Raw genomic sequence first — 23,820 nt, 5'->3', positions numbered from 1 at the left:
CAGTTCTGCGGGCGTCGTATAATGGCCATTACCTCAGCTTCCCAAGCTGATGACGTGGGTTCGATTCCCATCGCCCGCTCCACTGCATCTTTCTGCGGAGGTCCGCTGAAATCCAAGAGAGTTTGCAAGTCGTTGTCACGCAACGGTTTTTTTCTCTCTTTGATGTTCTGCTGTCGTCCACGGAAATCCGCCTGAAGCCAGGACTTTTATGTCCATGATTGTGTCCATTTTTGCGGGCACGACCGCTTCCGGATTGTTTGTAGAGGCGCGCAGGTGATGTGACCAGCATCGAGTTCCTGACTCACGTTCAGGAGCTAGAAGCATGGCACTTTCCGACCTGGCCGTTCGACGCGCCAAAGCCACCGGCAAGGACTACACCCTCCCCGACACGTTGGGCCTCTCCCTCGCTGTTGCAGCGACGGGAGGTAAGACTTGGCACTTCCGCTACTACTGGCTCAAGGAGCCCAAGCGGATGTCGTTCGGCACCTATCCCGAGGTATCGCTGCTCGAAGCCCGCGCGCTGCGCGACGAGGCGCGCGCCTTGGTCGCCAAGGGCATCAATCCCCGTGTTCACCGCAAGCAGAAGCGCGCCGCGGTCAAGCTCGCCGGCGAGCACACCTTCGAGGTCATCTACAGGAAGTGGTTTGCCCATCGCGCGCTCAGCCTCAAGAAGGGCCGGCAGACCACGCACTCCATCCTCCCGCGCGTCTTCGACAAGGATGTACTGCCCTACCTGGGCAAGCGCTCGATCTACGAGATCAAGCGCTCCGACCTCTTGGACGTGATCGCCAAGATCGAGAAGCGCAAGGCGCTCTCCGTTGCCGAGAAGGTCAGGACGTGGTTGAACCACTTGTTCCGCTACGCGCTGGTGATCGTGCCGGGGCTGGAGCAAAACCCGGCGTCCGACCTCGATGTGGTCGCCGTGCCGTTGCCGCCCGTGAACCACAACCCGTTCCTGCGCATGGAGGATCTGCCGAAGCTGTTGCAGCGGCTGCGCAAGTACCGCGGCAGGCTGCGCACCCAGCTTGGATTGCGGCTGCTGTGCCTGACCGGCGTGCGCACGGGCGAGTTGCGGCTGGCGACGCCCGATCAGTTCGACCTCGACAAGGGGTTGTGGATCATCCCGCCCGACGTCGTGAAGCAGTTGCAGGTGGACATGCGCAGGAAGCGCCAGCGGCCGCAGGACATTCCACCGTACATCGTGCCGCTGTCGGTGCAGGCCATCGAGATCGTCCGGCACATGCTGGAGGAGTTCAAGCCGGCCCAGCGCTATCTGCTCCGGCACGACAACGACCTGAAGAAGCGCATGAGCGAGAACACGCTCAACGGCGCGCTCAAGCGCATGGGCTACCGTGACCTGCTGACGGGGCACGGCATCCGGGCCACGATGTCCACCGCGCTCAACGAGTTCGGCTATCCGAAAGCCTGGGTGGACGCGCAACTCTCCCACGTCGATCCCAACAAGGTCAGCAGCACGTACAACCACGCCGAGTACGTGGAGCAGCGCCGCCGCATGATGCAGGATTGGGCCGACCGCCTCGACCTCTTTGAGCAGAACATGGTCGAAGCGGCGAGCATGCCGCTCACCATTCACCTGGAAGGCGTGCCCGCCATCGGGGGCGATCCCGCTGACAGCGCACCGCCCAGGGCGGCGACGACGCCGATCCTGCTCGTGACCAAGCCTGGCGATGCGATGCCGCTGGTGTCAGCCGCGGCGCAGCGGCTGCCGGCGGTCACGGCGCCGCGCTCGGTGATGGAGCAGCCACTGTCCGACGTTCAACGCAAGCGGATGGAACTCGTCGATGTTTTCGAGTCGCCGCACAACCTTCCGGTCGTCGAGTTCGCCAAGATGGCGGGCAAGTCGCGCCGGTGGATCAGCTACGAGATCAAGGCGGGCAACCTGCTGGCACTGAACCTGGGCAACCGCGGCCAGCGGGTGCCGGACTGGCACCTCGACCCGCTCAAACACGAGCTGGTCCAGTCCGTCATGAAGCTGAGCCGGGGCGCGGACCCTTGGCAGATTTACCACGCGCTGCTGCAGCCGCGTGCGATGCTGCGCGGCCGCTCGGCCCTGGAGGGCGCCACCGCCAACAATCTCGACAAGATCATCATGGCCGTGGTCACGAGCGTGAAGGCCAGCGAGTGGGATCAGGAGAAGGTGGTGGGGTTCGCATAGTAGCCTTGCGCTGCGCCCCTCATCAGGACACGGAACGGGCGCGGCGCGCGAATCGCTCCTGGGGCTCGGTCAAGGACGTGCAGGGACGCAGCAGATAGGCCATCACGATGGCCGGTGAGCCGGCCAGCGGCCGCGCGGCGATGCCTCGGCACAGGTAGCTGGCCAGCCTTGCGACAGGGGCAAAGGCGATGCCGTAGCCCGCTGCAACGAGCGTCATGGCCATGTCGAAGGTGCTGACCACCTGCTCGCGGCCCCGCAGTTCGTCCTCGAACAGGCGCTGCGCCACCGCGTGCCACGGCTCGTCGGCCGTTGACTGCGCGCAGATCAACGGCTGCTTGAGCAGTTCTTGGCGAGGCACTTCACGGTAAGACAGCAGGTGCGAGCGCTTGGCGACGGCGACCGCCAGCGTGTCATGCCACAACGGTTCGCACACCCAGCCCGGCCACTCCCAGGCGGCTGTGGACAGGGCTAGGTCAAAGTTATCGTGCGGCAGTTCCTGCGCCTGCGCCGTGACACTGCATCCGATCAAAGCAGTGGCGGTCTCTGGCTCTTCGGCGCGCTGTAACGCCAGCAAGTCGGCAAGCGGTGAAGGCACCCACTCGCCGAGCACAGCCACCCGGATTTCAGTGGAGGCATCGCTCGATTTCACGTCCAGTTCCCCCAGGCAGTGAACTCGCGGCGACCGATGAAGTCGCTTCTCGTGAGTTAAGTTTAACGTGGTTTATATCGTGTCAATCCTCGACGCTTTTGGCAATGCAAAAGCGTTCGATTCAGAGAGGCCGGCCCACCGGCACAACAACCTACGAAGCGGAACCAGCCATCGCGTTTGGGGCCTCCGTGCGCGAAGAAAGAACCAGTCAAGGCATCGCCCAGGAAACGCTGGCCCATCTGTCAGGAATCGAGCGTTCGCACATGGGAAAGATCGAGCGTGGCGAGCATGTCCCCACGCTCCCCCTCATTCTCAAAATCGCCCGTGCGCTGAAATGCAGTTCTGCCCACTTGATGGCGCTGACTGAAGCCAAGCTGGGAGAGACGGCTCCGCCCAAGTCTGCGGACTGAAGCCGGCCCGCGCCGTGGCCCCTTGTCTACCCCTGTTCGTTGTCGTTCTTATTACCGGCGGCTGAATTTTCGCGCTTTACGGCCTCGGTGAGGAGGCGCAGGTATGGATTGTCCGGAGGCATTTCCTGGAACAGCGCTTCGGGAGCGCTCAGCAGGTAGCCGTGCAGTCGCCTGGATTTGCGCGGCCCCGTGACTTCGCAGGTCCAGATGTTCAGCCCGCTGGCTTGCTTGCGGTGCAGACTCAGTTTCTCAAAACGCTTCTGCACCCACTGCCATCCCTCCAGGTTCTCCGGTTTCGCCAGTGCGGCGATTTGCAGATGTTCCTGCGCGTAGCGCTGGAAGACGCCGGGGCTCACCAGGTAGGCCGTTCCCGCGACGCTGTGCACTAGGGCTTTGGCGTCGTTGATGATGAGCTTGTGCGTCTGGATGCCCTGACGCAGCCAGGCCATGAAATGCTCGCCGGAAGGCTCCGGCCGATCCCGAGTTGGCGCGGGGCTCACCTGCGGCAGCACCGTAGGCGACGGTGGCGAGGCCGGCTCGGGGTCGCTCGGGGGCTCCGGTGCTACGGGTGGGGCCGTGTCACTCAGCAGATCGAGCAGCGCAGCCACGCCGTTGCCGGCGGGCACGGGCGCGGTCGGCGCGGTGCTCGGTGGCACGGTATCGGCGCTTTCCAGGCCCGGCGCTTCGGCTGCCGGTGCCTGTGGCGTCAGCGCCCCTTGTTCCTCGTCGGCCTGCACGCGACCCGCGAACGGTGCCGGCCGGTCTGCCGCATCCCAGACCATGGCCGGAGACAGCTTCAGAAAGGTGAAGCTGTGCGACCAGCCGGCATCGCTGGTGACGGTGGCCTTCCAGATCGCCTTGCCGTCCGGCGTGGCCAAGGCGATGCCGTGATCCTGCAGCACGTTGAACACCGCCGTGTTGCTGGCCGGGATGCCGTCGATGCCCTGCGACAGCAGATGCGCGCGCAGCTTGTCCGAGACGGTCTTGCTCACCAGCCAGAGCGCGTCCTGGGTCAGCCAGCCATCCGAGGCCTGGGGCTGGTTCAGCTTGAACTCTTCCTTCAGGAGGTAGCGCAGGCCATCGAGCAGCTTGCGCTGCAGTGCGTGCCGGGGCGCTGCCAGGGCCTTGCTCGGATCGCCGCCGAGTTCCTGGGCGACCGATGCCTGGTCCGCCTGCACGACCAGTTCGCCGAGCATGCCGGCGTGCTCGTACTGGCCGGCCAGCACGTACAGCAGCGCGGCCCAGAGGTCGGGATAGCCGGCGAGCCAGTCGAAGATGCCCGGATCGAGCAGCCGGGCGTAGAGCAGCCCGGTGGCGGCGCTGTGCAGCCGGTATTCGCGCTCCCTGCGGTAGCGGAAGCGGTACGGCCGCCGCAGCGGACCGTGCCAGGGGTGCCAGACCGTGCCGTCTGCGTACTCGACGTGCAGGTCGACCGCGATCTTGCCGATGTCGTGCAGCAGCGCCGCGTAGGCGGTGCCGGCCGTCCAGGCCTCGGCCTGGGCGGCTTGCGCCTCCGGCGTGGCGCCGGCGGGCAGCAGATGCGACTGCCGCAGCTTGAGCGCGTAGGCGACGATCTCCAGGCCGTGGTCCAGCATGCCGCCCGGATAGGCGTGGTGATGGGCCTCCGACGCGGGGAATTGCTGGACCAACTCGGCGTAGCGTTCCAGCGGGGCGAGGTACAGCGTGGCGAACTGCCGGCGCGAGAGCGAGGTGCGCTGCCAGATGTGTTCCAGCAGCTTCTGCCGGCGGGGTGTCGCCAGCAGCGATGCGGCCGGCTCCGGCCGCATCAGCCCTTTGCCGGGCTCGGCGGAAGGTTTGGGCGTCGGCGCACTGGCGGCGGGCGGCACCCGTTTGCGTTGGAACAGCGAGAGCATGGCGAACCCCGGACGGCGGGCCGGTCGGGAGAGCCTTTTGGCCTTTTTGGGTAGGGCCTTTCCCCTTGGCCCCATTCCCTTGCCCCTTCCCCAGCCCTTTGGCCTTTACGGAAACCTTTGGATATAGGGCAACGACGCCTGCCAGACCACAACCAATGCGGGTTTGGCCCAAGTCGGATTGATACGGGAAGGCTGGCTGTGCCGCTCCTACGATGGAGCCGTTTCATCGACCGGACGGAGCACCATGCACACCCAGATTGACAAGGTAAGGAAATTTCCTTACCATTCAGGCATTGCCATCAGGAGTGCCGCCATGCCCGAAATCCACGAAGTCGCGACACTGACCTCCAAGGGTCAGATCACGCTGCCCAAGTCCATCCGGCAGGCGCTGGGCGTGGACACCGGCGGCAAGGTGGCGTTCGACCTGCGCGGCGGCGAAGTCGTCGTGACCCGCGCCGACGCCGACCATGAAGACCCGGCCATCGGCGCTTTCCTGGGGCTGCTGGAAGCGGACATCCGGGCCGGGCGACACGTCCAGTCCCTGCCGGACGATCTGGCGCGGGCCATGCTGGCCAACGCGCACCACGCGGTGAACCTCGATGAAGACATCGAAGGCGAAGTGGCGCTCTGATGCAGCGGCACGGTTGGACGCTGCTGTTTCACGAGGGCGTGATCGAGCAGTTGCGCAAGCTGCACGCGGCCGCGGAACGGGCCGAACAGAACGACCCGCAGGGGTTCGAGAGCAACGGCAACGTCAAGCTGTTCCGGGCGTTGAGCCAGTTGATCATGGATGCCGTGCCGAGCGATCCCGCGCGCGACGAATTCCGCCAGGGCAACACCTTGGGGCCGGCCTACCGGCACTGGCGGCGCGCGAAGATCGGGCGGCGGTTCCGGCTGTTCTTCCGCTACGACTCCAAGGCCAAGGCGATCGTGTTCGCCTGGGTCAACGACGAGCAGACCTTGCGGTCGGCGGGCAGCAAGTCCGATCCCTATGCGGTGTTCGAGAAGATGTTGGGCCGCGGCAACCCGCCGGACGATTGGGCGGCGCTGGTGGCCGCAAGCAAGGCCGACTGGCGAGCAACGGACAAAGGCTAGGCCGCGGTTGAAGAACTGCACAGGATTCAATCGCGATATGGACAGGGATCACAGCCACACGACAGGATGAACATGAGGTAGCCACCATGAAGACCGCCGCACAGACCACCTTCGCAGAACGCCTCGGCCGGACACTGGGCCGGGCGTGGCGAAGCTGCGCGCGTCTGGATCGGCGGGCGCAGGGCTGGCTGCTCGCGCGGGGATGGGCGCCTGGCATTGCCAAGGCCGCGCTGCTGGCCGTCAAGCTCGCTGCGATCGGTGTCCTGCTCTACACCGCGTTCTGGCTGGCGCTGTTGCTTGCGTTCGCGCTGGTCGGCGCCTGGGTAGTCCGCAACGACGATGGGAGCTACGACGAGGAACACAAGCCGGAATGGCGATACGGCCCTGCCGGGTACGGCCTCTACACCCATGACGACTACCGGATCGACCCCCACGATCCAGAAGACGAGCAAGCCTAGAGGCGTTACTTCGCTGCTTTCATAGCGACACCCGCACCCCTGCCGCCAGCAGCTTGGGCGTCCCTGGTTCCTGCCGCCAGCCCTTGAATTGCCGTTCCGGCGCGCACGCCTACCCAGCCCAGCGCAGCCACCCAGAAGGTAGGCAGCACGATGAACATCGTCGCCATGACGAAGTTCAGCAGCATGTCTCCGAAGGCGTTGTTCAGGCCGATCAGCGGATCGAAGTTGCTGTGCGGCCGGTTCGCGCCGAACCCCCAGCCATAGAGCGCGTCGAGGATCGTGCTGTCCAGCCAGCGCGCGAGCTGGAACCAGAAGTCCACGAAGAACAGCGCGAACTGCACGCAGCTCACCGCGACCAGCGCCTTCAGCTCATAGGTGCCGAAGACCAGCACCAGCGGGATGCAGATCACCAGCGCCATCTTGAGCAGCGACAGCACCATCGGCAGCGCCTGGCGCACCACGTCCATCGCCGGGAAGAAGCCCAGCGAGCCCATGGTCAGCCCGAGGTCGCCGGCGCCGCGCGTCACGACGTTGGGCAGCGTCTTCTCGATCTGCCCGCCGTAGTCGGTGTAGACCGAGCCCTGGTTCATCTTCTGCTGCCGCGGCGAGACCACGGCGCGGATCACCGAGTCGTTTACCTCGCTCTGCGACAGGAAGCCCGCCCAGCGGCCGATGCGCGTCAGCAGGTCGGGATCGACCTGGGCCAGCAGGCGCGCGCGCAGGCCGCTGCCGCCGTCCGACCACCACTGCCGGCACGTGGGGTAGCCCCCGCCGCTATCCACCTGGGCCAGCCCTGCATCGCGCGTCGCGTCGTAGGGCCAAGCCGTGCGTGGCGTGTTGGAGTGGTAGGTGTCGTAGAAGCCCGCGTTGTTCAGGAAGTAGCTCGAACCGATCCAGGTCACGTCGTTCATCTGCTCGTCGGAGAGCGTGGGCCGAGACATGAACAGCTTGGCGCGCGAGGGGCCGTAGCAGTCATGCACGAAGTCGCCGACCTCCTGGGCCAGCACCGGGTCATCGATGCGCGTGGCATCCACGTCCATGCGCATCTGACGCAGATCCGTCCCGCAGGGGATCGCCGCCACCGCGCCGCCCGTCACCGCCTTCGAGATGGCGTGCATGAAGAACCACCACACCGGCACCAGCGCGCTCTGGTTGTTGAGCGTGGTGTAGGCGTTCGACCAGCCCGTGTCGGTGGGCTGCGGGACGCTGACCTGGCATTGCGCGGAGCGCGTCGTGTCGAACTTGATGGTGCTGAGGTCGACCGGAATGAAGGGGATGCCGGCGAACAGGATGACGACGATCGCCACCCACACGCGGTTCTCGATGCGCATCGAGGACAGCACGCCCTTGTTGCCCTCGTCCGCGCCTTCGGCCCGCGCGCGCAGCCATTCCTGCACCACCATGACCACGAACGGCAGCGCGAACACGCCGCTGGCCACGAGGATGCTCCAGATGCCGTTGCTGACGATCCACCCGACCAGGGTCAGGTAATACTCCAGGTAGTCCGTTGTGTTGAGCGTCATGGCGTTCTCCGGGGCTCAGCCATTGCGCAGTAGCTGGCTGCCTTCGAGCAGCACGAGGGTGGCGACGGCCGCGATCTCGACGCGCAGCAGGCGCTGATGGGTCTCGGCCGACGGCTCACGTTCGCGCAGGCGCCGACGCATCCACCACCAGCCGTAGGCCGTCGCTGCGTAGAGCAGTAGCCGCCAGACGAGGAAGTGGCCCGAGTGCTCGCGCAGCCATTGCTCCCAGCCGTCGATGCTGCCGACGACATGGAGGCCGACGACGTTCACACCGACCGCGATGCCCGCCACCAGCAGCACCCACAGCAGCACGATGCCGACGCGGCGGCCGAGCAGCCATGCCGGCCGCAGCCAGGCCCGGCTGGTCATGGCCCGCTCCGCGGCTTCTGCACTTCCTTGAGCCGGTCGCGCGTCGTGTCGCCCTCGAAGATGCCGCGCGAGCCCGCAGCGCGAGTGCCGTGGCGCTGCACGATCGCCATCGCCGAATTGGCGGCCAGCGTGCGCCGCAGCTCCAGCTCGGTCTTGAGGTTGTTGATCTCCTGCTCCAGCGCCGTGTTCTCCTGATCGACCGCCTTCACGGCCAGCTCGTTGGCGGCGACGTTCGGCTCCTTCTTGCCAGTCAGCAGCGTGCGCTGCAACAGCAGGGCCTTCTCCAGCACGCTCGATAGCGCGGCCTCGGACGCCAGGCGCTTGCCCAGCAGGTCTTGATCGGGCTCGTCGCGCAGCGCCTCGATCACGCCGCGCGTGATCGGCAGCGAGTTGCTGCCGGCCGCTTCGAGGTTCGCCACCGTCGTCGGCTTCGCGCCCGTCACAAGCTCCTGCAGTGCCTGCAGCTTGGTCTCGTACTCTTCCTGGATTACCGGCGTGAGGCCGACGCCGGGCGTCGTCTGCGTCTTGGTGCAGGTCTCGCAGGTGCGTTGCTCGCGCTCGCCGAGCACGCGGGTTGCGAAGTCGGCGGCGGCCTGCGGCGAGGACCAGGTTTGGCAGGTCAGCCGGTTGCCGCAGGAGGCGCGCGGGATGGACGACGTGTCCATAACGCCGCGGCTGTTGAGCAGGTTGTAGCCGGCGCGGGTCACGTCGCCGACCACCTTGATCGAGCCCTGGCCCGAACCGCCCGCGTTGCCGCCGCCCACCCAGGGCACGCCGTTGTTGCCCTTGTTCGATTCGGCCTGCTCGACGGCGGACACCGCATCGGTGCTGCTCACCGCATCGCGCAGCGCGAAGCCTTCGGCGAGCTGATCCCACCCGGCCTGGCCGCCGGCCATGTCCGCCATCCGGTTGGCCATTGCCTTGCACGTCAACTTGCTGCGGTCGAAATCGAGCCGAGCCTGCAGCACGCCGTTGGTCAGCAGGTTGTAGAGGCCCGGATCGGCGCGCTGGATGATCAGCGCCGGCAGCGAGGCGACCGCGCTGGTCGCGCTCTGGATCACGTTGCTCATGATCTGTTGAAAGCCATTGGTGATGCCGTTCAACTGGTTCTGCAGCGTCGTCGTGATGCTCATGTCGCCGCAGATCAGGTTGCTGTTCCAGCCGATGCCCACGCCGATGCTCTGCATGTTCCCGGCGCCGCCCATGGACACGGCCCGGCCGCCGCCGATGCTGTAGAGCACGTCGTCGCCGATGACGCTGCCGCTCACGCCGACGCCGGTGGGAGTGATGCGGGTCTGCGCCCAGGCGACGCCTGCTGCGGCCGTGACGGCGCAGGCGAGCGCGATGCTGAGCGCGTAGGGCCTGGCGCGCTGTGCGAAACGGGAGAGAGACGCTTTCATGGGAACACCTCAGAGGAAATCGACGCTGCCGAGGAAGACCTGCCCGCGGCGCTGGCAGCAGGCATAGGGCCGCCACAGCGCCCAGGCGTAGTCGCCTTGCTGGGCCTGCACGCGCGTATTGCTGTGCGGGAACACCGCGCAGGAGTTGGAGAGGGTCGGCGTCAGCTCCTGCCACTTGCCCGTGGAGGCATCGCTCTCCATGAGGGCGCCGGCCGGCCAGTAGCCGTCGCTCGAACTCGCGAGCAGCGGTTGGTAGACATGCGGCTGCATGCGCCGCGTGACCACATCGCCCGCGCGCTGCACGACGACGGCGCCGCTCTTGTAGTCGTCGGTCTGGTGCAGGAAGCCGCCGCGCGGATAGACGTTGCCCCACAGGTTGAGCGTCGTGCGGCCGCCGATCTCGCGCATGCCGGGGATCAGCGCCTCGGGGTACACCATCTCCGGCACGTTGTAGCGCCAGGCCAGCGTGTCCAGCGTGCTCAGCAGGTACGGCATGAAGGCCGCGCCTGCGCCCTGGCACGCGTAGCCGGAAGCGCTGGCGAACTGGCTGAACACCGAACCACCGGGATGCCCGATCACGTCGGCGTTCTTGAACTTCGCCAGGCTGTTCTCGTTGTCGTGGTTCGTCGTCCCGTCGCCGCCGGCCTGCGCCGTGGGGTTGGGCATGCTCATGGCGCGCACCTCGATCCACGGGTTCTCGCCGGTGTTGCTGTAGCTCGATACCACGGCGTCGGGCACGTAGTGGCGCACCTTCACCGAGGTGCGCACCGTGCAACCCGTCCAGGTGCAGAACAGCCAGTAGCAGATGCCGACGACGCGGTATTCCAGGCAGTCGGGCGACAGGGCCGAGGACACGATGGTGGCCGTGTTCAGCGCGAACGTCGAAGCGGCGCCGCCGAGCAGCACCGAAGCGATGGCAAGGCGGGCTCGGCGCGACGACGCCGACAGCAGGCGGTTCATGGCTGTGCCCTCCGGTGGGATTCGATGCGGGCCACGGCACGCGCGACATCGGGCTCGCCGTAGACCACGTAGCGGCGATCGACCACCACGGCAGGCACCTTGGCGATACCCAGGCCCCAGGCATCGGCGACGCCCTGATAGGCGCTGCCGATGCGGCGCTGCAGTGCCTGGCCGCCATCGCGCAAGCGCTGCTGCACGAGCGCGGCTGCTCGGCTGGGGTCGTTTGGCAGGCCCGCGGCCAGTTCCGCCTCGATGCGCTCGGGCAGGTCCAGCTCGATCACGCGCGCGCCGGATGCGGACTGCACGGGATGGCGGCTGTCGGTCACGACCAGCACGTCGGCCGCGGATGCGTCCTGGCCGAGCAGACACAGCAGCAGCCCTCCCGCGCAGGCGGTGCGCGTGGCCCGCAGCCGCGGGATGGATTTCAAGAAGGGAGCCGTCATGGCGGGCGTCCTGGGAATGAGAGCAAGGCTCTAGTCGAACGCCGAACGCAGTCCACCCGCGACAAGGAATGCGCACCGCGCGCGCTCCGCTTTGGGCAGACAGGCGAAAGAAAAGCGGGAGCCGAGGCTCCCGCGGGGACCAGACGGTCAGCGGCGCTACAGCAGGCCGGATTCGGCGAAGGAGTACGGCGTGCCCTTGCCGACGATGAAGTGATCCACCACCCGGACATCGACCATCGCCAGGGCGGCCTTGAGCCGGTCGGTCAGCGCCTGATCGGCGGCCGAAGGCACGGTCATGCCGGATGGATGCTGGTGGGCCAGGATGACCGCCGAGGCGTTGAGGGCCAGGGCGCGCTGCACCAGCACCCGTGGGTACACCGAGGTTTGATCGACCGTGCCCTTGAACATCGGCTCGTAGGCGAGAACTTGGTGCTGACAGTTGAGGAACACGACAGCGAAGACCTCGTTGGGCTCCGCGACCAGCTTCAGATGCAGGTAGTCGCGCACGGCGGCGGGACTGTTCAGCACCGGGCCGGCCTTGAAGATGCGTTGTTCCAGCAAGGTGATGGCTTGGCGGATAATCCAGTCTTCGTGCTGGGCGGCGATCAGGCTGAGCGACTCGGGACGCGAGTCGGCGACGACATAGGACATGGCGAACCTCCACGGAATGAAGTCGGAGGACGCCTGTCCCGGAAGGGACAAACCCTCCGGGGGACGATGAAGAACAAGCGGCAGAAGAGCGGGCATCCGCCACCACATGCGCAGTGGCTGTTCGCGTCCAGGGATGCGAAGCGAACGGGGTCGATCAGCGCGGCCAGGCCGCGTCGTAGCCTTGAAGATCGTGGCTACCTGGGCATGTCGCCGAGAGACTCGGCAGGCATTTCCTTCGATGCGGGCTCGGCCGCTGCACTGGCCGCCAGCAGGTCGATCGCGGACAGCAAGGCATCTCCTTCGACCGGGCCGTGCAGCAGCAGCGTCTTGCCGGACTGGCGATCCTGCAGGCGCAGCGTGGGCGTGACCTTGATGCCCTCCTGCGCCGCGCTCGCCGACTGTGCGCGGATCAGCGCATCGGGGCGGTCGCTGTCGAGGCATTGCTGCGCGGCCGGCGTGAGGTCGGGATAGCGCAGACCCTCGGGCAGGCCCTGGCCGTTGCCCCGGGTGTGCATGTAGACCCACTCGACGGCCTGCCAGAACGCGGCCTGGCCGCCGGCCTCGCCGACGCACTCCACCAGGCGCGCACCGGCGGAAGCGGCCGGCTCGTGCAACGGCAACGGTAGGTGGTGCCATTGCCAGCTCACCTCCGGGTGCGCGTCGATCCAGCGCTTGAGCACCGCGAAGTACGCGCGGCAGAACGGGCATTCGAGGTCGGCGTACTCGACCACCGTGAAGCGCGCATCGGCGCGGCCATAGCGCCAGGGCGGGCCGGCTGGTGCCGTTGCCGGCGTAAGTGTTGCTTCTGCCGAAGGAGAAGCGGGCTCGGCGGGCGGCGACGGCGGCCGCAGGGCGAGCCACGCGGCCGTGGTCAGGGCCGCGGCCACCAGCAGCGCGGCGACAAGGACGGTGCGGGGCGGCGCGAAGCGAGGGATGCGCATCGTGGACTCCCCGTCACGCCAGCGCATCGAGCGCTAGCGGCTCGATGCTGCGGGCGCGGTCGATCTTCTCGGCGATCTTGAAAGCGGCATCCAGTTCGCCGATGCCGTACTGCTGCATCAACTGGAAACGCTCGGCCTTCTCCTCCGGTTCGGTCTGAGCCAGCGCCAGGTAGAGGCTGGGCGGCACCGCACGGAACAGTACTTCCATGCTCTTGGAGAGGATCACGCCCTCGGTGAACTTGCCCGCCTCCTTGCGGGCCGACAGCATCAACGCCTTCTGCGCCGCGTTCAGCTCGCGGAAGCGCGCGATCTTCTCCACCTCGTCCGGCGGCATGGAGAGGCAGATCCACCACTCGATCATGTTGAGCATGGGCTCGGCGGCCTTGGGCAGGTCGTCGATGTTCTGCGTCGCCAGCCAGTACCAGGCACCAAGCTTGCGCCACATCTTCGTGATCTTCACGACGTAGGGCGCGAGCAGCGGGTTCTTTGTGATGATGTGGCCTTCGTCCGTCACGTTGATGATCGGGCGGCCCAGGAACTGGTCCCGCTCTGCGATGTTGTTGACCGTGTTGATCAGCGAGATGTAGGCGATGGAGAGCTGCGCGTTGTAGCCCTCGCGCGCGAAGGTGGCGAGGTCCACGATGGTGATGTCGGCCTCGGGCCACGGCGTGCCGGGCCGGTCGAACATCTCGCCGTCCACGCCCTGGCAGAACATATCCATCGCGTCCGCCATCTCCAGCAGGCGCGCGCGCCGAACTTCGGGCAGTGACGTGTCGCGGGCGCGCTCGCGCAGCGCATCGCGCACGTCGCGCGTGAGCACCGTGCGCTGCTCGGCTACGCAGCGCTGGGCCGCATCGAGGATGCACTGGCGAATCAGGCTGCGGTCGGCGCGCGTCATGCGCGCTTCTTCCTTGTCTTCGCCGCCGGTGATCATCAGCCGCGCAGTGATTTCCAGCTCGCCGAGCACGTCGCGCTGTTCGTCCACTTCTTCGCTGCGGCTCGCCGCCTGCACTGCGGGCTCCTGGTCCTCGTCCAGCGCATCGGCATCCAGCGTCTGCACCTGGCTGGGCGTATCCACGAGCCGGTGCGCGTCGGCGAACGGCGCGAGGCTGACGCCGGCGCCGGGTGCGAGCTTCACGCGATGCACCTTGAGGCCGAGCCGCGTGGCGAAGTCGCCGAACAGCCCGAAGCTGTTGCCAGCCTCCACGATGAACAGGCGCGGCCGGTAGATCGCCGTCACCTGATTCAGGATGTTGTTGAGCGTGGCCGACTTGCCCGAGCCCGTGGGGCCGAACAAGAACAAGTGCGCGTTCATCTGCCGGTCGAGCCGGTTCAGCGGGTCGAAGGTGATCGGCCCGCCGCCGCGGTTGAAGAACGTGATGCCCGGATTGCCGGTTCCCTGGCTGCGGCCCCACACCGGCGCGAGGTTCGCCGCATGCTGCGCGAACATCAGTTGCGTGTACCACTGGCGCTTGTCGGCGGCCGGGTCGAACACGCACGGCAGCCAGCGCAGGTAGCTGTTGAGCGGCGCCACTTCGTCTTCCTCGCGTACCGGCTGCAGGCCGGCGTTGAGCATGACGTTGACCAGTTGCAGGCCGCGGGCGTCGAGCTGCACGAGGTCGCGCCCGCGCAGGTAGAAGGCCAGCGCGCCGCGGTACAACTTGTGCGCGCTGCCGATCAGCCCGCGCGCTTCCTGCACGTCGCGGCGCGTCTGCTCCGAGGCCAGCGTCTCGCCGACCGACTTCTTGCTCAGGTGGTTCAGGTGCGCTTCGAGCACGTCCTGCGGCGTCGCGACGACCGTCAGGCACATCACCGTGTCCTCGGGCATCTGGTCGAACAGCGCGTTGACCGCATCGCCGCCCTTGCGCGTCTCGCCGGTGACGTGGCCCGTGGCGGGCGGCATGCGCAGGCGGTCCATCACGATGACCCGGTGCGGCATGCCGTCGAAGACCCAGGTGCCGTTCGCCACGTCCGAGCGCGGCTGGCCGAAGAACAGGCGCTGCGCGAAGTCGCCGCTGGCCAGCTCAATCTCGCCTTGCTCGGCTTCCTCGGGGTAGCGGGTCAGCGCGTAGAACCGTTCGCGGTCGGCGGCGGCGGGGCCAAGCATCGTGGGGTGCGGGTTGAACCAGCGCAGCAGCCAGTCGTGGATGTCGCTCGCCTCCATGCGCCGGGCCTTCACGCCCGTGTTGGCGAGGCCACCTGCGAGTCGGTCGCAGATCGTCGTCAGTGCCTGCTCGGGAGATTGGCCGCGCCGGGACGCGCCAGACGCACTCGCGCGCCGGTAGACCACCATGCGCACTCGCCGCACTTGGCCGCGCCACGGCAGGCGCGTCACCGTCGTGTCCTCGAACAGGCCGCCGGGCTTGGCGATCGCACGCAGGTGATGCCCGAAGAAGCGCAGGTAGAACTCGGTGAAGGCGCTGCCCTGAGCGCGCGGCCGCACGTAGTTCGTGAGCCCGCGCAGGTAGTTGTCCCAGGTTGCTTCGTCCTGGGCGTAGAGCTGCACCACCCAGGGGTTCTCGTCGAGTTCGTCGAACGAGTCCTGCAGCGCGTTCTCCAACGCATCGCGCGCCTGCCACAGCCATGCCATCTCGCGGCCCTCGGTGCCGACCGGCGCCAGCTCGAAGAAGGCCGCCACCGACTGGCCGTCCTCCAGCAGCACGCTCTTGGAATCGGGCAGGTACTCCACCCAGGGGAGCAGGTCGGCGAAGGACGGCGCCACGCCGTAGAGCGCCTGCAAGTCCGCCTCGGTGGCCGGCCGGCGCGGCTGGCCGCCCACCGCGCTGCCGGGCTCGGGAATACCGTGCGCGGCCAGCGTCGAGACATGCTGCGCCCAGGCGTCATCGGCATCCAGGTCGGGGCCGGCAGGCGTGGCGGCCTTGCGTGCCCAGGGCAACGACCAGGCCATCAGTAGTCCTCCAGGCGCTCGCCGGGCATCGCGTACTGCACGCGCTGGTAGAGCGGGAACACGGTGGTGTAGCCGGGCACCGGCACCGGGTCGGTGCCGGCTAGGTGCGGGAACACGTACATCACCAGGTCCGGGTTCGGCAGCCGGTGGAACTGGCGGTAAATCTCGTTGGCCGCGGTGCCCGTGTAGGCGGCAGCGGCGGCGGGCGCCGCCTGCACGTCGGCCTCGGTCAGCGGCCGGCGCAGGCCCTGGCGCGCGTCGAGCAGTTGCCGCGCCGCCTGTCCGCTACCGGCGCTGCCGCCCGTCTCCTGGTTCCACACGTCGAGCATGGTGTGATCGCCGTGCGGCAGCAGCTCGTCCTTGCTGGTCGCGCAGCCGCCCAGCACCATGACCGCGCACAGGGCCGCGGCCGATTCAATCCAAATCCGACGCATGGGCGTCTCCGATGCGGTGATTGACCCGCCGCCCCTTGGCGTCGTAGTCGATGTTGAGCGGCTGCTCCAGATGCACGGCGACCTTGGCGCCGGGCCGCACGTAGACCGCGGCGAAGGCCTGCCCGTAGAGCTTGTTGACCCAATCGGCCATGTCGCGCACGCCGCCGGCCAGGATGCGGCCCATCGCCTCATTGCCGCTGATACCGACGGTGCCGAGCGAGCCGTTGCTGTTGGCGACCACGGCCACGCTGCCGTTGTCCGACTTGATCAGCGAGGCCGCACCGGCGCCGGCCGCGGTGATCAGCGCCTGCGAACCCAGGTACTGCTGCGCGTTGCTGCGCCGCTCGCCCGAGACGCACGGGATGCCGTAGGGGTCGCTGATCCAGCCCAGGCCGCCCTGCGTCGTGCTGTTCGCGCTGTTGCCCTGATTGCCGCTGCTCCGATTCCGATTGCCGTCCTCCGGCACGGTACGGATCGTGCCGTCGTTGAAGACGAACGTGACCGAGCGGATCTGGCCGCGCACGCAGGAAAGCGTCCAGTCGCCCGAGGCCGTGCCGCTGACCACCGCGCCGGCCACGTCGGGGATGTCGATGCCGTTGGCGGTCAGGTTGTCCGGGCCGATCAGCACCTTGAAGGGATACGGATCATTGACCGTGCCGTCGATCGGCACGCGGCCGATCAGCGCCGTCATCGCGATCGAGCCCATCAGCGTCGAGTTCGACGGCACCGTGTAGACCGGCTTGGCGAAATTGCCCGTGGCGCTCACGGCGCGGCTGCCCGCATCCGCGACGGTGCTTGCCACGCCGTCGGCCGTGTCGGAAAGCGTCTTCTGCGCCGGCCCGAAGCTGGTCGGGAAATTCAAGCCGCCGCTGCTGCCGTTCTTCGCTGAGGGTTTCGCATCGTCCGGCTCCACCCAGCGCGTGCCGTTGGTGTTGCGCGCACTGCCGCTCTGGTTGCCGCCGAAGCTCTTGCCGTCGCCTTGCTCCAGCCCGAGGCCCACCGGCAGGTCGGCCTGGCCGCTCTTGCCGGAGAGGCCGTCCAGGCGCCGCTGCAGGTCTTGCAGCAGGCCCTGGGTCTGCTGGCGGTCGCCGGCCAACTGCTCGCGGTCCTGCTGCAGGCGGCCGCGTTCGCCGTCGAGCGCGGACTGGATGCGCTGGTCGATCGCGCTTTCCCTCGCGCGCATGCGTTCGTTCTCGGTCTTCTGGTTCTTGTTGTCGTTGAGCGCCGTCTGCAGCTCGTTGCGCAACTGCTTGACCTGGGCCACCAACGTCGCGACGGTATCGCGCGGCGTGTCGCCCTCGATGCCCAGCGCCTTCATCTCTTCGGGCGTGAGCGGGTTGGCGCTGCCGGGAGGTACCGGCCTGGCGCTGCGCTCGCCCGAGAAGAGCTTGATGCCGACGAACACCAGCACCAGCGCCATCGGGATCAGCAGCCACTTCAGGAGGGGGTTACTTTTCATCGCGCGCTCCTCCTTCGGCCTGGCCGGCGGCCGCCGCCGGCGGCAGGTTCACCGTCGCGTCGATCGGCGCCACCTTGGGCAGCAGCGACTCGGCCAGGCCGTGGCCACGGGTGACGAGATAGACCACGGTGGTGTCGGCTGCGCGGCCGGCCGGCCCCAGGGTCGGATGCTGAAAGGTCGCGGCGAGGAAGTCGCCCTGCAGCGCACGCGGATCGAGGTCGAGCCAGCGCCCGGAGGTGTTGGTGAGCTTCACGGCCGTCACCCACTGGTCTTCGAGCCGCCACGCGGCCAGCGCCTGCGCGCGCACCGGCAGCGTGGGCAGCAAGGTGTCCAGCGCGAGGTTGCGGCGCAGGTTGACGCGGCCGATGCCGGCCATGGGCTCCACGGTGCGCAGCGGCGCGTACAGGTTTTGCGCCGCGTAGCGCGTCAACACCACGGCCACCGGCGTTGCGCGGCGGGCGGTTGGTGTCGGGCGCTGCGCATCGTCGTCCGCGGTGGCCGAGGGGCTGGCCGGCTCGCTGTAGCGGATGGCCGGCACATCACCCTCGACGATGCGCACGGGTTCGAGCGCGGGCTGGCCCGCCTTGGCCGGCTCGGCGGCGATGTCGAGCAGGATCAGCGCGCCGGATTCCACGTCCTGTAGTTGCAGCCGCGTGGGCGGGATGGGCGCGCTGGCGCGCAGGTAGATCGCGCCACCGGCGCTCTGCACGCGCAACTGCTCGCCGACGCCGGCCGGCACGCCGATGCGCACGTTGCGCTCGATGAAGACCACGCGCTCCTGGCCGACCACGAGCGGCACCGCCAGCGGCAGGCGCTCCCAGCGCAGGATTTCGATGGCATTGCCCGCGGGCACGAAACCCAGGCACAACAGGACGCCGGCCAGGGCCGGAAGGAAGCAGCGCTTCATGGGGTGTCTCCCTGCAGATTGGCACCGGGGCTGGCGGGCTTGCCGGCTGGCGCCGGGGGCGGCGGGGTTTCGATGCGCTCGGGCGCACGTGCATAGCAGTCCAGAACGAGGCCGAAGGGATTGCGCTCGGGATCGATGTCGATGCGCACGACCTTCAGCGCGTAGCGCACGAGTGCGCGCTTGACCTGCTCGGCGCCCAGGTACTCGTCGGCGCTCACGTCCAGCGTGACGATCCAGTCGTTCGCCGACACGGTGCGCACGCGCGCGGCGGGATCGTCGCCGTAGCCGCGGCCGGGAATCTCGTAGATGCCGCGCACGCGCTGGCGCAACTCGCCGTTGCTGCGCCGGAACTCGTAGTCCTGTTGCAGGAAAGCCCGGCAGCTCGGTGTGAAGTAGGCCGACAGCCCATGCAGGTTGCGCGGGTAGTCCTGCTCGCCGTTAGTCGGCCAGCGTTGCGCCTGCTGCCAGATGTAGAAGGTGAAGGCGTAGACGCTTTCCGGCGGCACGTCCCACCACTTGCGGGTGCTGCCCGAGCGCAGGTCGGGCGGCACGTGGATGGTCAGGCTCTTGGGTGCGCTCCACCAGCCGAAGCCGAGCAGCAGCGCCACCACGAACAGCGCGGCGCCGGCCAGGCGCAAGGCCTTCACATGCGCCTGCAGGTGCGCGACCTCGTTCTTGAATCGGCTCATGGTCTATCTCGACGCAGGGACGGGTTGGGCCGCAGGCGCCGCGTGGACCACCAGCCCGAGCGGGTGATGAGTTGCCCACCGCCCGCGTGGGCCGCCAGCGCGGGGTAGCGCAGCGCGAGCCGCCACTGAAGCTGGCGGTACAGCCAGGTGTCAGGCCGGCCGCGCTTCCACCTCCGCAACAGACCGCCGCCCACGAAGACGCCGATGCCGATGCCGGCAACGACCAGCGTGGGCACCATCGCAATGCTGTGGGTCAGCCAGGCCAGCGGCACGCCGGCCACGAACCCGACCGCGCCCGACAAGCCGGCGCAGACCCACAGCTCGTCGGCCGTGAGCCCGCGCACGACCACCGGATGGCGGTTCAGGCGATGCGGCATAAAGGTCACGAGCCCGTCGCGCGGGCTCTCCAGGGCGCTGGCCATGGTTGCCGGCCCTTACAGCACGCCGGTGGCCTTGGTCAGCAGCCAGATGCCGACGACCAAGAGGATCGCGCCGACCGCCACCGTCAGGCCGAACTGGCCCCAGGTGGCGCGGCCGGTGTGGATCTCCGCGTAGCGCGTGTAGGCGTGGTAGCAGACGCCGACGAACATCGAGGCGACCACGAGCAGCGCGATCAGCAGCACGATGTCGTAGCCGTAGTTCTGCAGCGTCTGCATGATGCCGCTGCCGGTGCCGCGCGACGGGTCTTCCAAGGTGGGCAGGGCCGCCAGCGAGACAAGCGGCGTGACAGCGAGGCCCAGCGAGGCAAGCATGGCTGCGATGCGCGCAGCGGGGCGACGAGGAATCAGCGAAGCGTTCATGGCGATACACCCTTTCATGGTGGTCAGGACAGGAGGAAGAAGCCCAGCACCAGGTACATCGCGACGAAGCGCACGATGACGCCGAGGAACTGGCGTTGGGTCAGGTGGTGCTCGGCCCAGCCGACATAGGCGGTGCGCATCGCCCACACGCCCCACAGCAGCAGGACGGCGAAGACGAAACCGAGCACGACGGTGGAGACGGCTGCGGGCGCGAACCCGCCGTTGGCCTGAAAGGCGGCGACCTGATCGGCGGACGGCGTCATGGCGACGGCGCCTCCTTGTCGGGGGCCGTGCCGCTGCGCGTGTAGTCGCCGGCCAGCGGCACGGGATCGCGCGGCTGCGCGCGCTGGGGAACGAGGTAGTCCCGCACGCCTGCGCGCATGCGTTGCAGGTCGGCGCGCAGCCGGGCGTAGTCGAAGTGGTAGCGGGACCGTTCCTGCGGCGCGGTGGCCGCTCCGCGTTCGGCCAGGCGATCCAGCAGTTCGAGCTGGCGCGTCACCGCGGCAAGCATCTCGCGCTCTGCGGCGTTGTCGGCTGCATCGGCGGCGACGGCCGGCTGAAGCCCCGCAGCGGCGAGCAGGAGCGCGGCCAATAGCGCGGCGATGGCGTGGCGCCGGACATGCGCAGGACTGCGGAAGGTTTCCATCGAGCCGTTCTCCGGGGATGCGAATGGCTCATGCTCGAACGCCCGGTCTTCCGGCGCCGCAATCAATCGGAACCGGCCCGCCACCGCTTTCCGGCAGCGCAAGGAACGACGCGCCTACAGGTACTTCTTGAAGGTGGCCGCGGAGATGGCCACGGCAACGCCCAGCAGCGCCGCGCTGGGCAGCAGGATCAGCAGCGGATGCACGCTGACCGGCAGCGCGAGGTACGTGACCCAGGGCAGCACCGCCAGCGGCATCAGGCTCGCCCTGGCCCGGTGGTAGACGAAGCCCGATTCGCGCCCGGCGCCGAAGCCGCGCACGTCCCTGCGCACCAGCCCATCGACCAGGCCGACGAAAGCAGCCATCACGAACAGCGGCAGGATCAGGATCAGCACCAGCAGCCGCACGAGGAACACCAACACGGTGTAGGCCGAGGCGATCAGGTAGCTCTCCACATGCACGTAGACCTGTCCAAGGTAGTAGCGGAAGTCCTGCACCTGGCTGCGGGTGCCGGCACGGGATTGCGAGGCGGCATCGCGTATCCAGTCCAGCAGCCCGGTCTTCACGAACAGTCCTTGGTAGGCCCACTCGACGAGCTGCCGCGCACTGCGCCCCGGCTCCTGCACCAGCACGCTGCGCGTGAAATGCTCCGAGACCTGCGACAGCTCGTAGTTCAGCATGCCCTGCGCATGGCGCCAGCCCTGCTCGGGCCAGAAGAAGTGCATGCCGACGCACTCGATCACGATGCACAGCATCAGCGAGCCGCACAGCACGCCGAACAGCCGGAACGGCAGCGTGACCAGCCCCGCGATCAGGCCCTGCTGGCGGACCTGCTGGCGCTGGACGGCGACGGCGGGGTCGCTCATGCCGCGGCCCCTTCATCCACGCTCGCCATCTGCTTGAAGTCCGCCAGCAGATCGTCGGGCAGCGCCTGATCCTGCAGGCCGGGAATGCCCTTGCCGTCCCACCAGTCGCCGGCCTCGACGTAGTGCTGCCGCATGTAGCCGGCCAGCTCCTGCAGATCCTTCGGCATGGCCTCGTCGGGGTCGGGCGCCGGCAAGGGCATGCGTACCTTCCACAGGTGGCCGCCCTCGATCAGCGCGAAGCACTGCCCCTTGGGCAGGCCGACGACGTGCGCCGGCTCGATCAGCGGCACGCTGGTACTGGTGACGCGATCCTGGGTGTTGGAGGTGAAAGCGGTGTTGCCGGAAGGATCGGAACTGTCGGTGGCGCCGCTGACCAGGGAGGTGGTGTAGACCTCCACCTGGGGAAGTTGGCGTGTCAGCAGCTCGGCCGTGATGGTTTCGCGCACGCGCAGCATGAACAGGTTGTTGAAGTTCCCGATGACCTGGCCGGCCTTGGCGCGACTGCCGATGCGGGCCTCAATGTCGCTCATGGTCTGCGTATAGGCCGTGACCTGCACCCCGGCGCCGCCGCCCTTGTTGACCATCGGGATGAACTCGTCGCCCATCAGTTCGTTGAACTCATCCGCGTGCACGTTGATTGGCACCTTCATGCCGGCCGACGCGCCCGGCAGACCATCGTCGATGCCGAACTTGTAGATGTGGCCGGCGACGGAGACGAGATCGGAGAACATCGAGTTGCCGACAGCGGCCGCCACTTCGGCATCCGACAGCGCATCGAGCCCGACATAGACCACGGCCCGCTTCCTGATGATCTGCATCCAGTCGAAGATCGGCCGCGGGTCGCCCAGGTCCGAGTAGTTCGGCGCCAGCAACTGCGCGATCTTGCCGGTGGTCAGCTTCTCCAGCAGCGGCAGGAGCGATGCGACGATCTTGTCGAAGTACGTCCGGTCGTAGCGCACCGCGCTGCGCAGGCCGTCGAGCACCGGGTCGTAGATGCGCACCTGCGACAGGTACTGCTCCAGCGCGACGACGCGCTTCTCCCGCCCGATCATGTTGCGCGGGATGTTCTTGTCGTTCAGCTTGGCTTCGAGCTGGACGATGACCTCCCAGGCTTTCGGCTCGCTCCTGGCGAAGTAGTGCTGGGCGTACTCGATGAACAGCGCATCGATGTTGATGACGTGGCGCTGGATCAGCAGGTAGTCGGGCCGCTGCCCCAGCTCGACCAGAGCACGGGCGATGATGTTGACAAACCTCCACGCGAACTCCCTGAAGGCGGCCGAATTGCCTTCACCGGAGAGCTGGCCCGCGATGCGCGTGGCAACTTCGCTGATGCGCCCGAACCGCCCCACGGCGTTGTAGCGGGCGCTGATGTCCGGCCAGCCCAAATGGAAGACGTAGAACTCGCCTTCGCGCCCGGCGCGTTTGGCTTCCACGTACATGCGCTTGAGCAGATCGGTGTCGCCCTTGGGGTCGAAGACGATCACGACCTCGTGCTGGCCGCCCACCTTGCGGCGGATGTCCTGGGTGATGAACAGTTCGGCCAAGCGGGTCTTGCCGACGCGGGTGGTGCCCAGCACCAGCGAATGGCCGACGCGCTCGGCCAAAGGCAGGGTGACGTCAACCTCGTGCGGCTCGATGCCGTGCAGGCGCGGCAGGCCGCCCACCGGCGGCAGAGGCCGCGCCGGGTTGAGCGGGCTGTCCCAGGCCAGGGCCTTGGCGAGCTTGGACAGCGGGTACGGCGCGAACTCCAGGCGCTCCTCGAAGTACCGGGCCGCCCGGTAGATCGCCGTCGGTTCGACATAGCGGCGGAACTCCGGCCGGTAGGTCTGCATCAGCCGGTGCGTGTGGCGCTGGTCCCAGCGGAAACCCCGGCCGACGAACAGCCGCTGCTGGCTGACCGGCACGTCGCGGCTGGTCATCACGTAGCGCGGCAGGCGCCGGATGTTGCGCCGGTAGCGCAGGATCGCCCAGGCGTCCCGGAAGCGGATCGCACCGAAGGTCAGGAAGGCCAGCGCGCTACCCAGGCCGAGCAAGGGGCTCAGCGCGAGCGACCACGGGGCCACCAGGCACAGAAGCGCGGCGCCCGCACAGACCGCGACGGTGTAAAGCTCCACCGCTGGCCGCAGCAAGACTTCGACGGCTTGGGAGTGGGCCATGGTGGGCG

General features: G+C 67.8%; 25 protein-coding genes and 1 tRNA gene. 6 read left to right on the top strand and 20 right to left on the bottom strand.

Going from position 1 to position 23,820, the window contains the following annotated elements; genetic code table 11:
* Positions 1-7 precede the first annotated feature (7 nt).
* Positions 8-82 (top strand) — tRNA-Gly (locus NP80_RS17360).
* Positions 83-322: 240 nt separating this feature from the next.
* On the top strand, positions 323-2,176 hold the full coding sequence (locus tag NP80_RS17355) for a tyrosine-type recombinase/integrase (protein WP_006411704.1): 1,854 nt from the start codon (positions 323-325) through the stop codon (positions 2,174-2,176).
* A gap of 22 nt (positions 2,177-2,198) precedes the next feature.
* On the opposite strand, the gene NP80_RS17350 is transcribed toward NP80_RS17355, so the two are convergent.
* Complete coding sequence (locus tag NP80_RS17350; RefSeq protein ID WP_006411712.1) at positions 2,199-2,825, bottom strand: substrate-binding domain-containing protein; 627 nt, start codon at positions 2,823-2,825, stop codon at positions 2,199-2,201.
* A gap of 104 nt (positions 2,826-2,929) precedes the next feature.
* Between NP80_RS17350 and NP80_RS17345 the strand changes: the two genes are divergently transcribed.
* Entirely contained in the window at positions 2,930-3,235 is a 306-nt protein-coding gene (locus NP80_RS17345; RefSeq protein ID WP_031688388.1) for a helix-turn-helix domain-containing protein, read from the top strand.
* Positions 3,236-3,261: 26 nt separating this feature from the next.
* Here NP80_RS17345 and mobH read toward each other — a convergent pair whose 3' ends face one another.
* Positions 3,262-5,109: a MobH family relaxase gene (gene mobH, locus NP80_RS17340; RefSeq protein ID WP_031688389.1), complete on the bottom strand. Its 1,848-nt coding sequence runs from the start codon at positions 5,107-5,109 to the stop codon at positions 3,262-3,264.
* A gap of 313 nt (positions 5,110-5,422) precedes the next feature.
* Between mobH and NP80_RS17335 the strand changes: the two genes are divergently transcribed.
* The 3 genes from NP80_RS17335 (at position 5,423) to NP80_RS17325 (ending at position 6,662) form a co-directional block, all read left to right on the top strand.
* Positions 5,423-5,740, top strand: a complete 318-nt coding sequence (locus NP80_RS17335) for a type II toxin-antitoxin system PrlF family antitoxin (protein ID WP_003454724.1) — start codon at positions 5,423-5,425, stop codon at positions 5,738-5,740.
* Positions 5,740-6,204, top strand: a complete 465-nt coding sequence (locus tag NP80_RS17330; protein ID WP_006411718.1) for a type II toxin-antitoxin system YhaV family toxin — start codon at positions 5,740-5,742, stop codon at positions 6,202-6,204. The genes NP80_RS17335 and NP80_RS17330 overlap by 1 nt, the downstream gene beginning before the upstream one ends.
* Before the next feature lie 86 nt (positions 6,205-6,290).
* Positions 6,291-6,662, top strand: coding sequence for a DUF3742 family protein (locus NP80_RS17325; protein WP_006411717.1), 372 nt, complete (start codon positions 6,291-6,293; stop codon positions 6,660-6,662).
* A 5-nt stretch (positions 6,663-6,667) separates the two neighbouring features.
* Here the strand turns inward: NP80_RS17325 and NP80_RS17320 are convergent, their stop codons facing one another.
* The 18 genes from NP80_RS17320 to traD form a co-directional block, all read right to left on the bottom strand.
* Positions 6,668-8,185, bottom strand: coding sequence for a conjugal transfer protein TraG N-terminal domain-containing protein (locus tag NP80_RS17320; RefSeq protein ID WP_006411720.1), 1,518 nt, complete (start codon positions 8,183-8,185; stop codon positions 6,668-6,670).
* A gap of 15 nt (positions 8,186-8,200) precedes the next feature.
* A complete protein-coding gene (locus NP80_RS17315; protein ID WP_006411722.1) occupies positions 8,201-8,554 on the bottom strand; it encodes a hypothetical protein in 354 nt (117 codons plus the stop codon).
* Positions 8,551-9,954 carry an integrating conjugative element protein gene (locus NP80_RS17310; protein ID WP_006411707.1) on the bottom strand — a complete coding sequence of 468 codons (1,404 nt, stop codon included), beginning with the start codon at positions 9,952-9,954 and terminating at the stop codon, positions 8,551-8,553. Before NP80_RS17310 ends, NP80_RS17315 begins: the two co-directional genes overlap by 4 nt.
* Positions 9,955-9,963: 9 nt before the next feature.
* Positions 9,964-10,914: a TIGR03756 family integrating conjugative element protein gene (locus NP80_RS17305; RefSeq protein WP_006411714.1), complete on the bottom strand. Its 951-nt coding sequence runs from the start codon at positions 10,912-10,914 to the stop codon at positions 9,964-9,966.
* On the bottom strand, positions 10,911-11,357 hold the full coding sequence (locus NP80_RS17300; RefSeq protein WP_031688390.1) for a TIGR03757 family integrating conjugative element protein: 447 nt from the start codon (positions 11,355-11,357) through the stop codon (positions 10,911-10,913). The genes NP80_RS17305 and NP80_RS17300 overlap by 4 nt, the downstream gene beginning before the upstream one ends.
* A gap of 156 nt (positions 11,358-11,513) precedes the next feature.
* Complete coding sequence (gene radC / locus NP80_RS17295; protein WP_006409205.1) at positions 11,514-12,008, bottom strand: RadC family protein; 495 nt, start codon at positions 12,006-12,008, stop codon at positions 11,514-11,516.
* Positions 12,009-12,202: 194 nt separating this feature from the next.
* Positions 12,203-12,949, bottom strand: coding sequence for a DsbA family protein (locus NP80_RS17290; RefSeq protein ID WP_031688392.1), 747 nt, complete (start codon positions 12,947-12,949; stop codon positions 12,203-12,205).
* Positions 12,950-12,962: 13 nt separating this feature from the next.
* Positions 12,963-15,857, bottom strand: a complete 2,895-nt coding sequence (locus NP80_RS17285) for a conjugative transfer ATPase (RefSeq protein ID WP_006409220.1) — start codon at positions 15,855-15,857, stop codon at positions 12,963-12,965.
* Positions 15,857-16,291 carry a TIGR03751 family conjugal transfer lipoprotein gene (locus tag NP80_RS17280; protein ID WP_006409218.1) on the bottom strand — a complete coding sequence of 145 codons (435 nt, stop codon included), beginning with the start codon at positions 16,289-16,291 and terminating at the stop codon, positions 15,857-15,859. Before NP80_RS17280 ends, NP80_RS17285 begins: the two co-directional genes overlap by 1 nt.
* Positions 16,272-17,750 carry a TIGR03752 family integrating conjugative element protein gene (locus NP80_RS17275; RefSeq protein WP_006409207.1) on the bottom strand — a complete coding sequence of 493 codons (1,479 nt, stop codon included), beginning with the start codon at positions 17,748-17,750 and terminating at the stop codon, positions 16,272-16,274. The genes NP80_RS17280 and NP80_RS17275 overlap by 20 nt, the downstream gene beginning before the upstream one ends.
* The gene (locus NP80_RS17270) at positions 17,740-18,657 is read right to left on the bottom strand and encodes a TIGR03749 family integrating conjugative element protein (RefSeq protein ID WP_006409214.1); all 918 of its coding nucleotides are present in this window, start codon (positions 18,655-18,657) and stop codon (positions 17,740-17,742) included. Before NP80_RS17270 ends, NP80_RS17275 begins: the two co-directional genes overlap by 11 nt.
* A complete protein-coding gene (locus NP80_RS17265; protein ID WP_006409208.1) occupies positions 18,654-19,346 on the bottom strand; it encodes a PFL_4703 family integrating conjugative element protein in 693 nt (230 codons plus the stop codon). Before NP80_RS17265 ends, NP80_RS17270 begins: the two co-directional genes overlap by 4 nt.
* Positions 19,343-19,768: a TIGR03750 family conjugal transfer protein gene (locus NP80_RS17260; protein ID WP_006409213.1), complete on the bottom strand. Its 426-nt coding sequence runs from the start codon at positions 19,766-19,768 to the stop codon at positions 19,343-19,345. Before NP80_RS17260 ends, NP80_RS17265 begins: the two co-directional genes overlap by 4 nt.
* Positions 19,769-19,780: 12 nt before the next feature.
* A complete protein-coding gene (locus tag NP80_RS17255) occupies positions 19,781-20,146 on the bottom strand; it encodes a TIGR03745 family integrating conjugative element membrane protein (protein WP_031688395.1) in 366 nt (121 codons plus the stop codon).
* Between the two features lie 23 nt (positions 20,147-20,169).
* Entirely contained in the window at positions 20,170-20,409 is a 240-nt protein-coding gene (locus NP80_RS17250) for a TIGR03758 family integrating conjugative element protein (RefSeq protein ID WP_006409219.1), read from the bottom strand.
* Complete coding sequence (locus NP80_RS17245) at positions 20,406-20,792, bottom strand: integrative conjugative element protein, RAQPRD family (RefSeq protein WP_006409217.1); 387 nt, start codon at positions 20,790-20,792, stop codon at positions 20,406-20,408. Before NP80_RS17245 ends, NP80_RS17250 begins: the two co-directional genes overlap by 4 nt.
* A 114-nt stretch (positions 20,793-20,906) precedes the next feature.
* Entirely contained in the window at positions 20,907-21,656 is a 750-nt protein-coding gene (locus tag NP80_RS17240; RefSeq protein ID WP_006409210.1) for a TIGR03747 family integrating conjugative element membrane protein, read from the bottom strand.
* Positions 21,653-23,812 carry a type IV conjugative transfer system coupling protein TraD gene (gene traD / locus NP80_RS17235; RefSeq protein WP_006409209.1) on the bottom strand — a complete coding sequence of 720 codons (2,160 nt, stop codon included), beginning with the start codon at positions 23,810-23,812 and terminating at the stop codon, positions 21,653-21,655. Before traD ends, NP80_RS17240 begins: the two co-directional genes overlap by 4 nt.
* Between the last annotated feature and the right edge of the window lie 8 nt (positions 23,813-23,820).

Origin of the sequence: Burkholderia multivorans ATCC BAA-247 (assembly GCF_000959525.1) — a bacterium.
In the GTDB taxonomy this organism is placed as follows: Bacteria; Pseudomonadota; Gammaproteobacteria; order Burkholderiales; family Burkholderiaceae; genus Burkholderia; species Burkholderia multivorans.
Note: the sequence above shows the minus strand (reverse complement) of the source record. Positions and strands in the feature narration are given on the sequence as shown.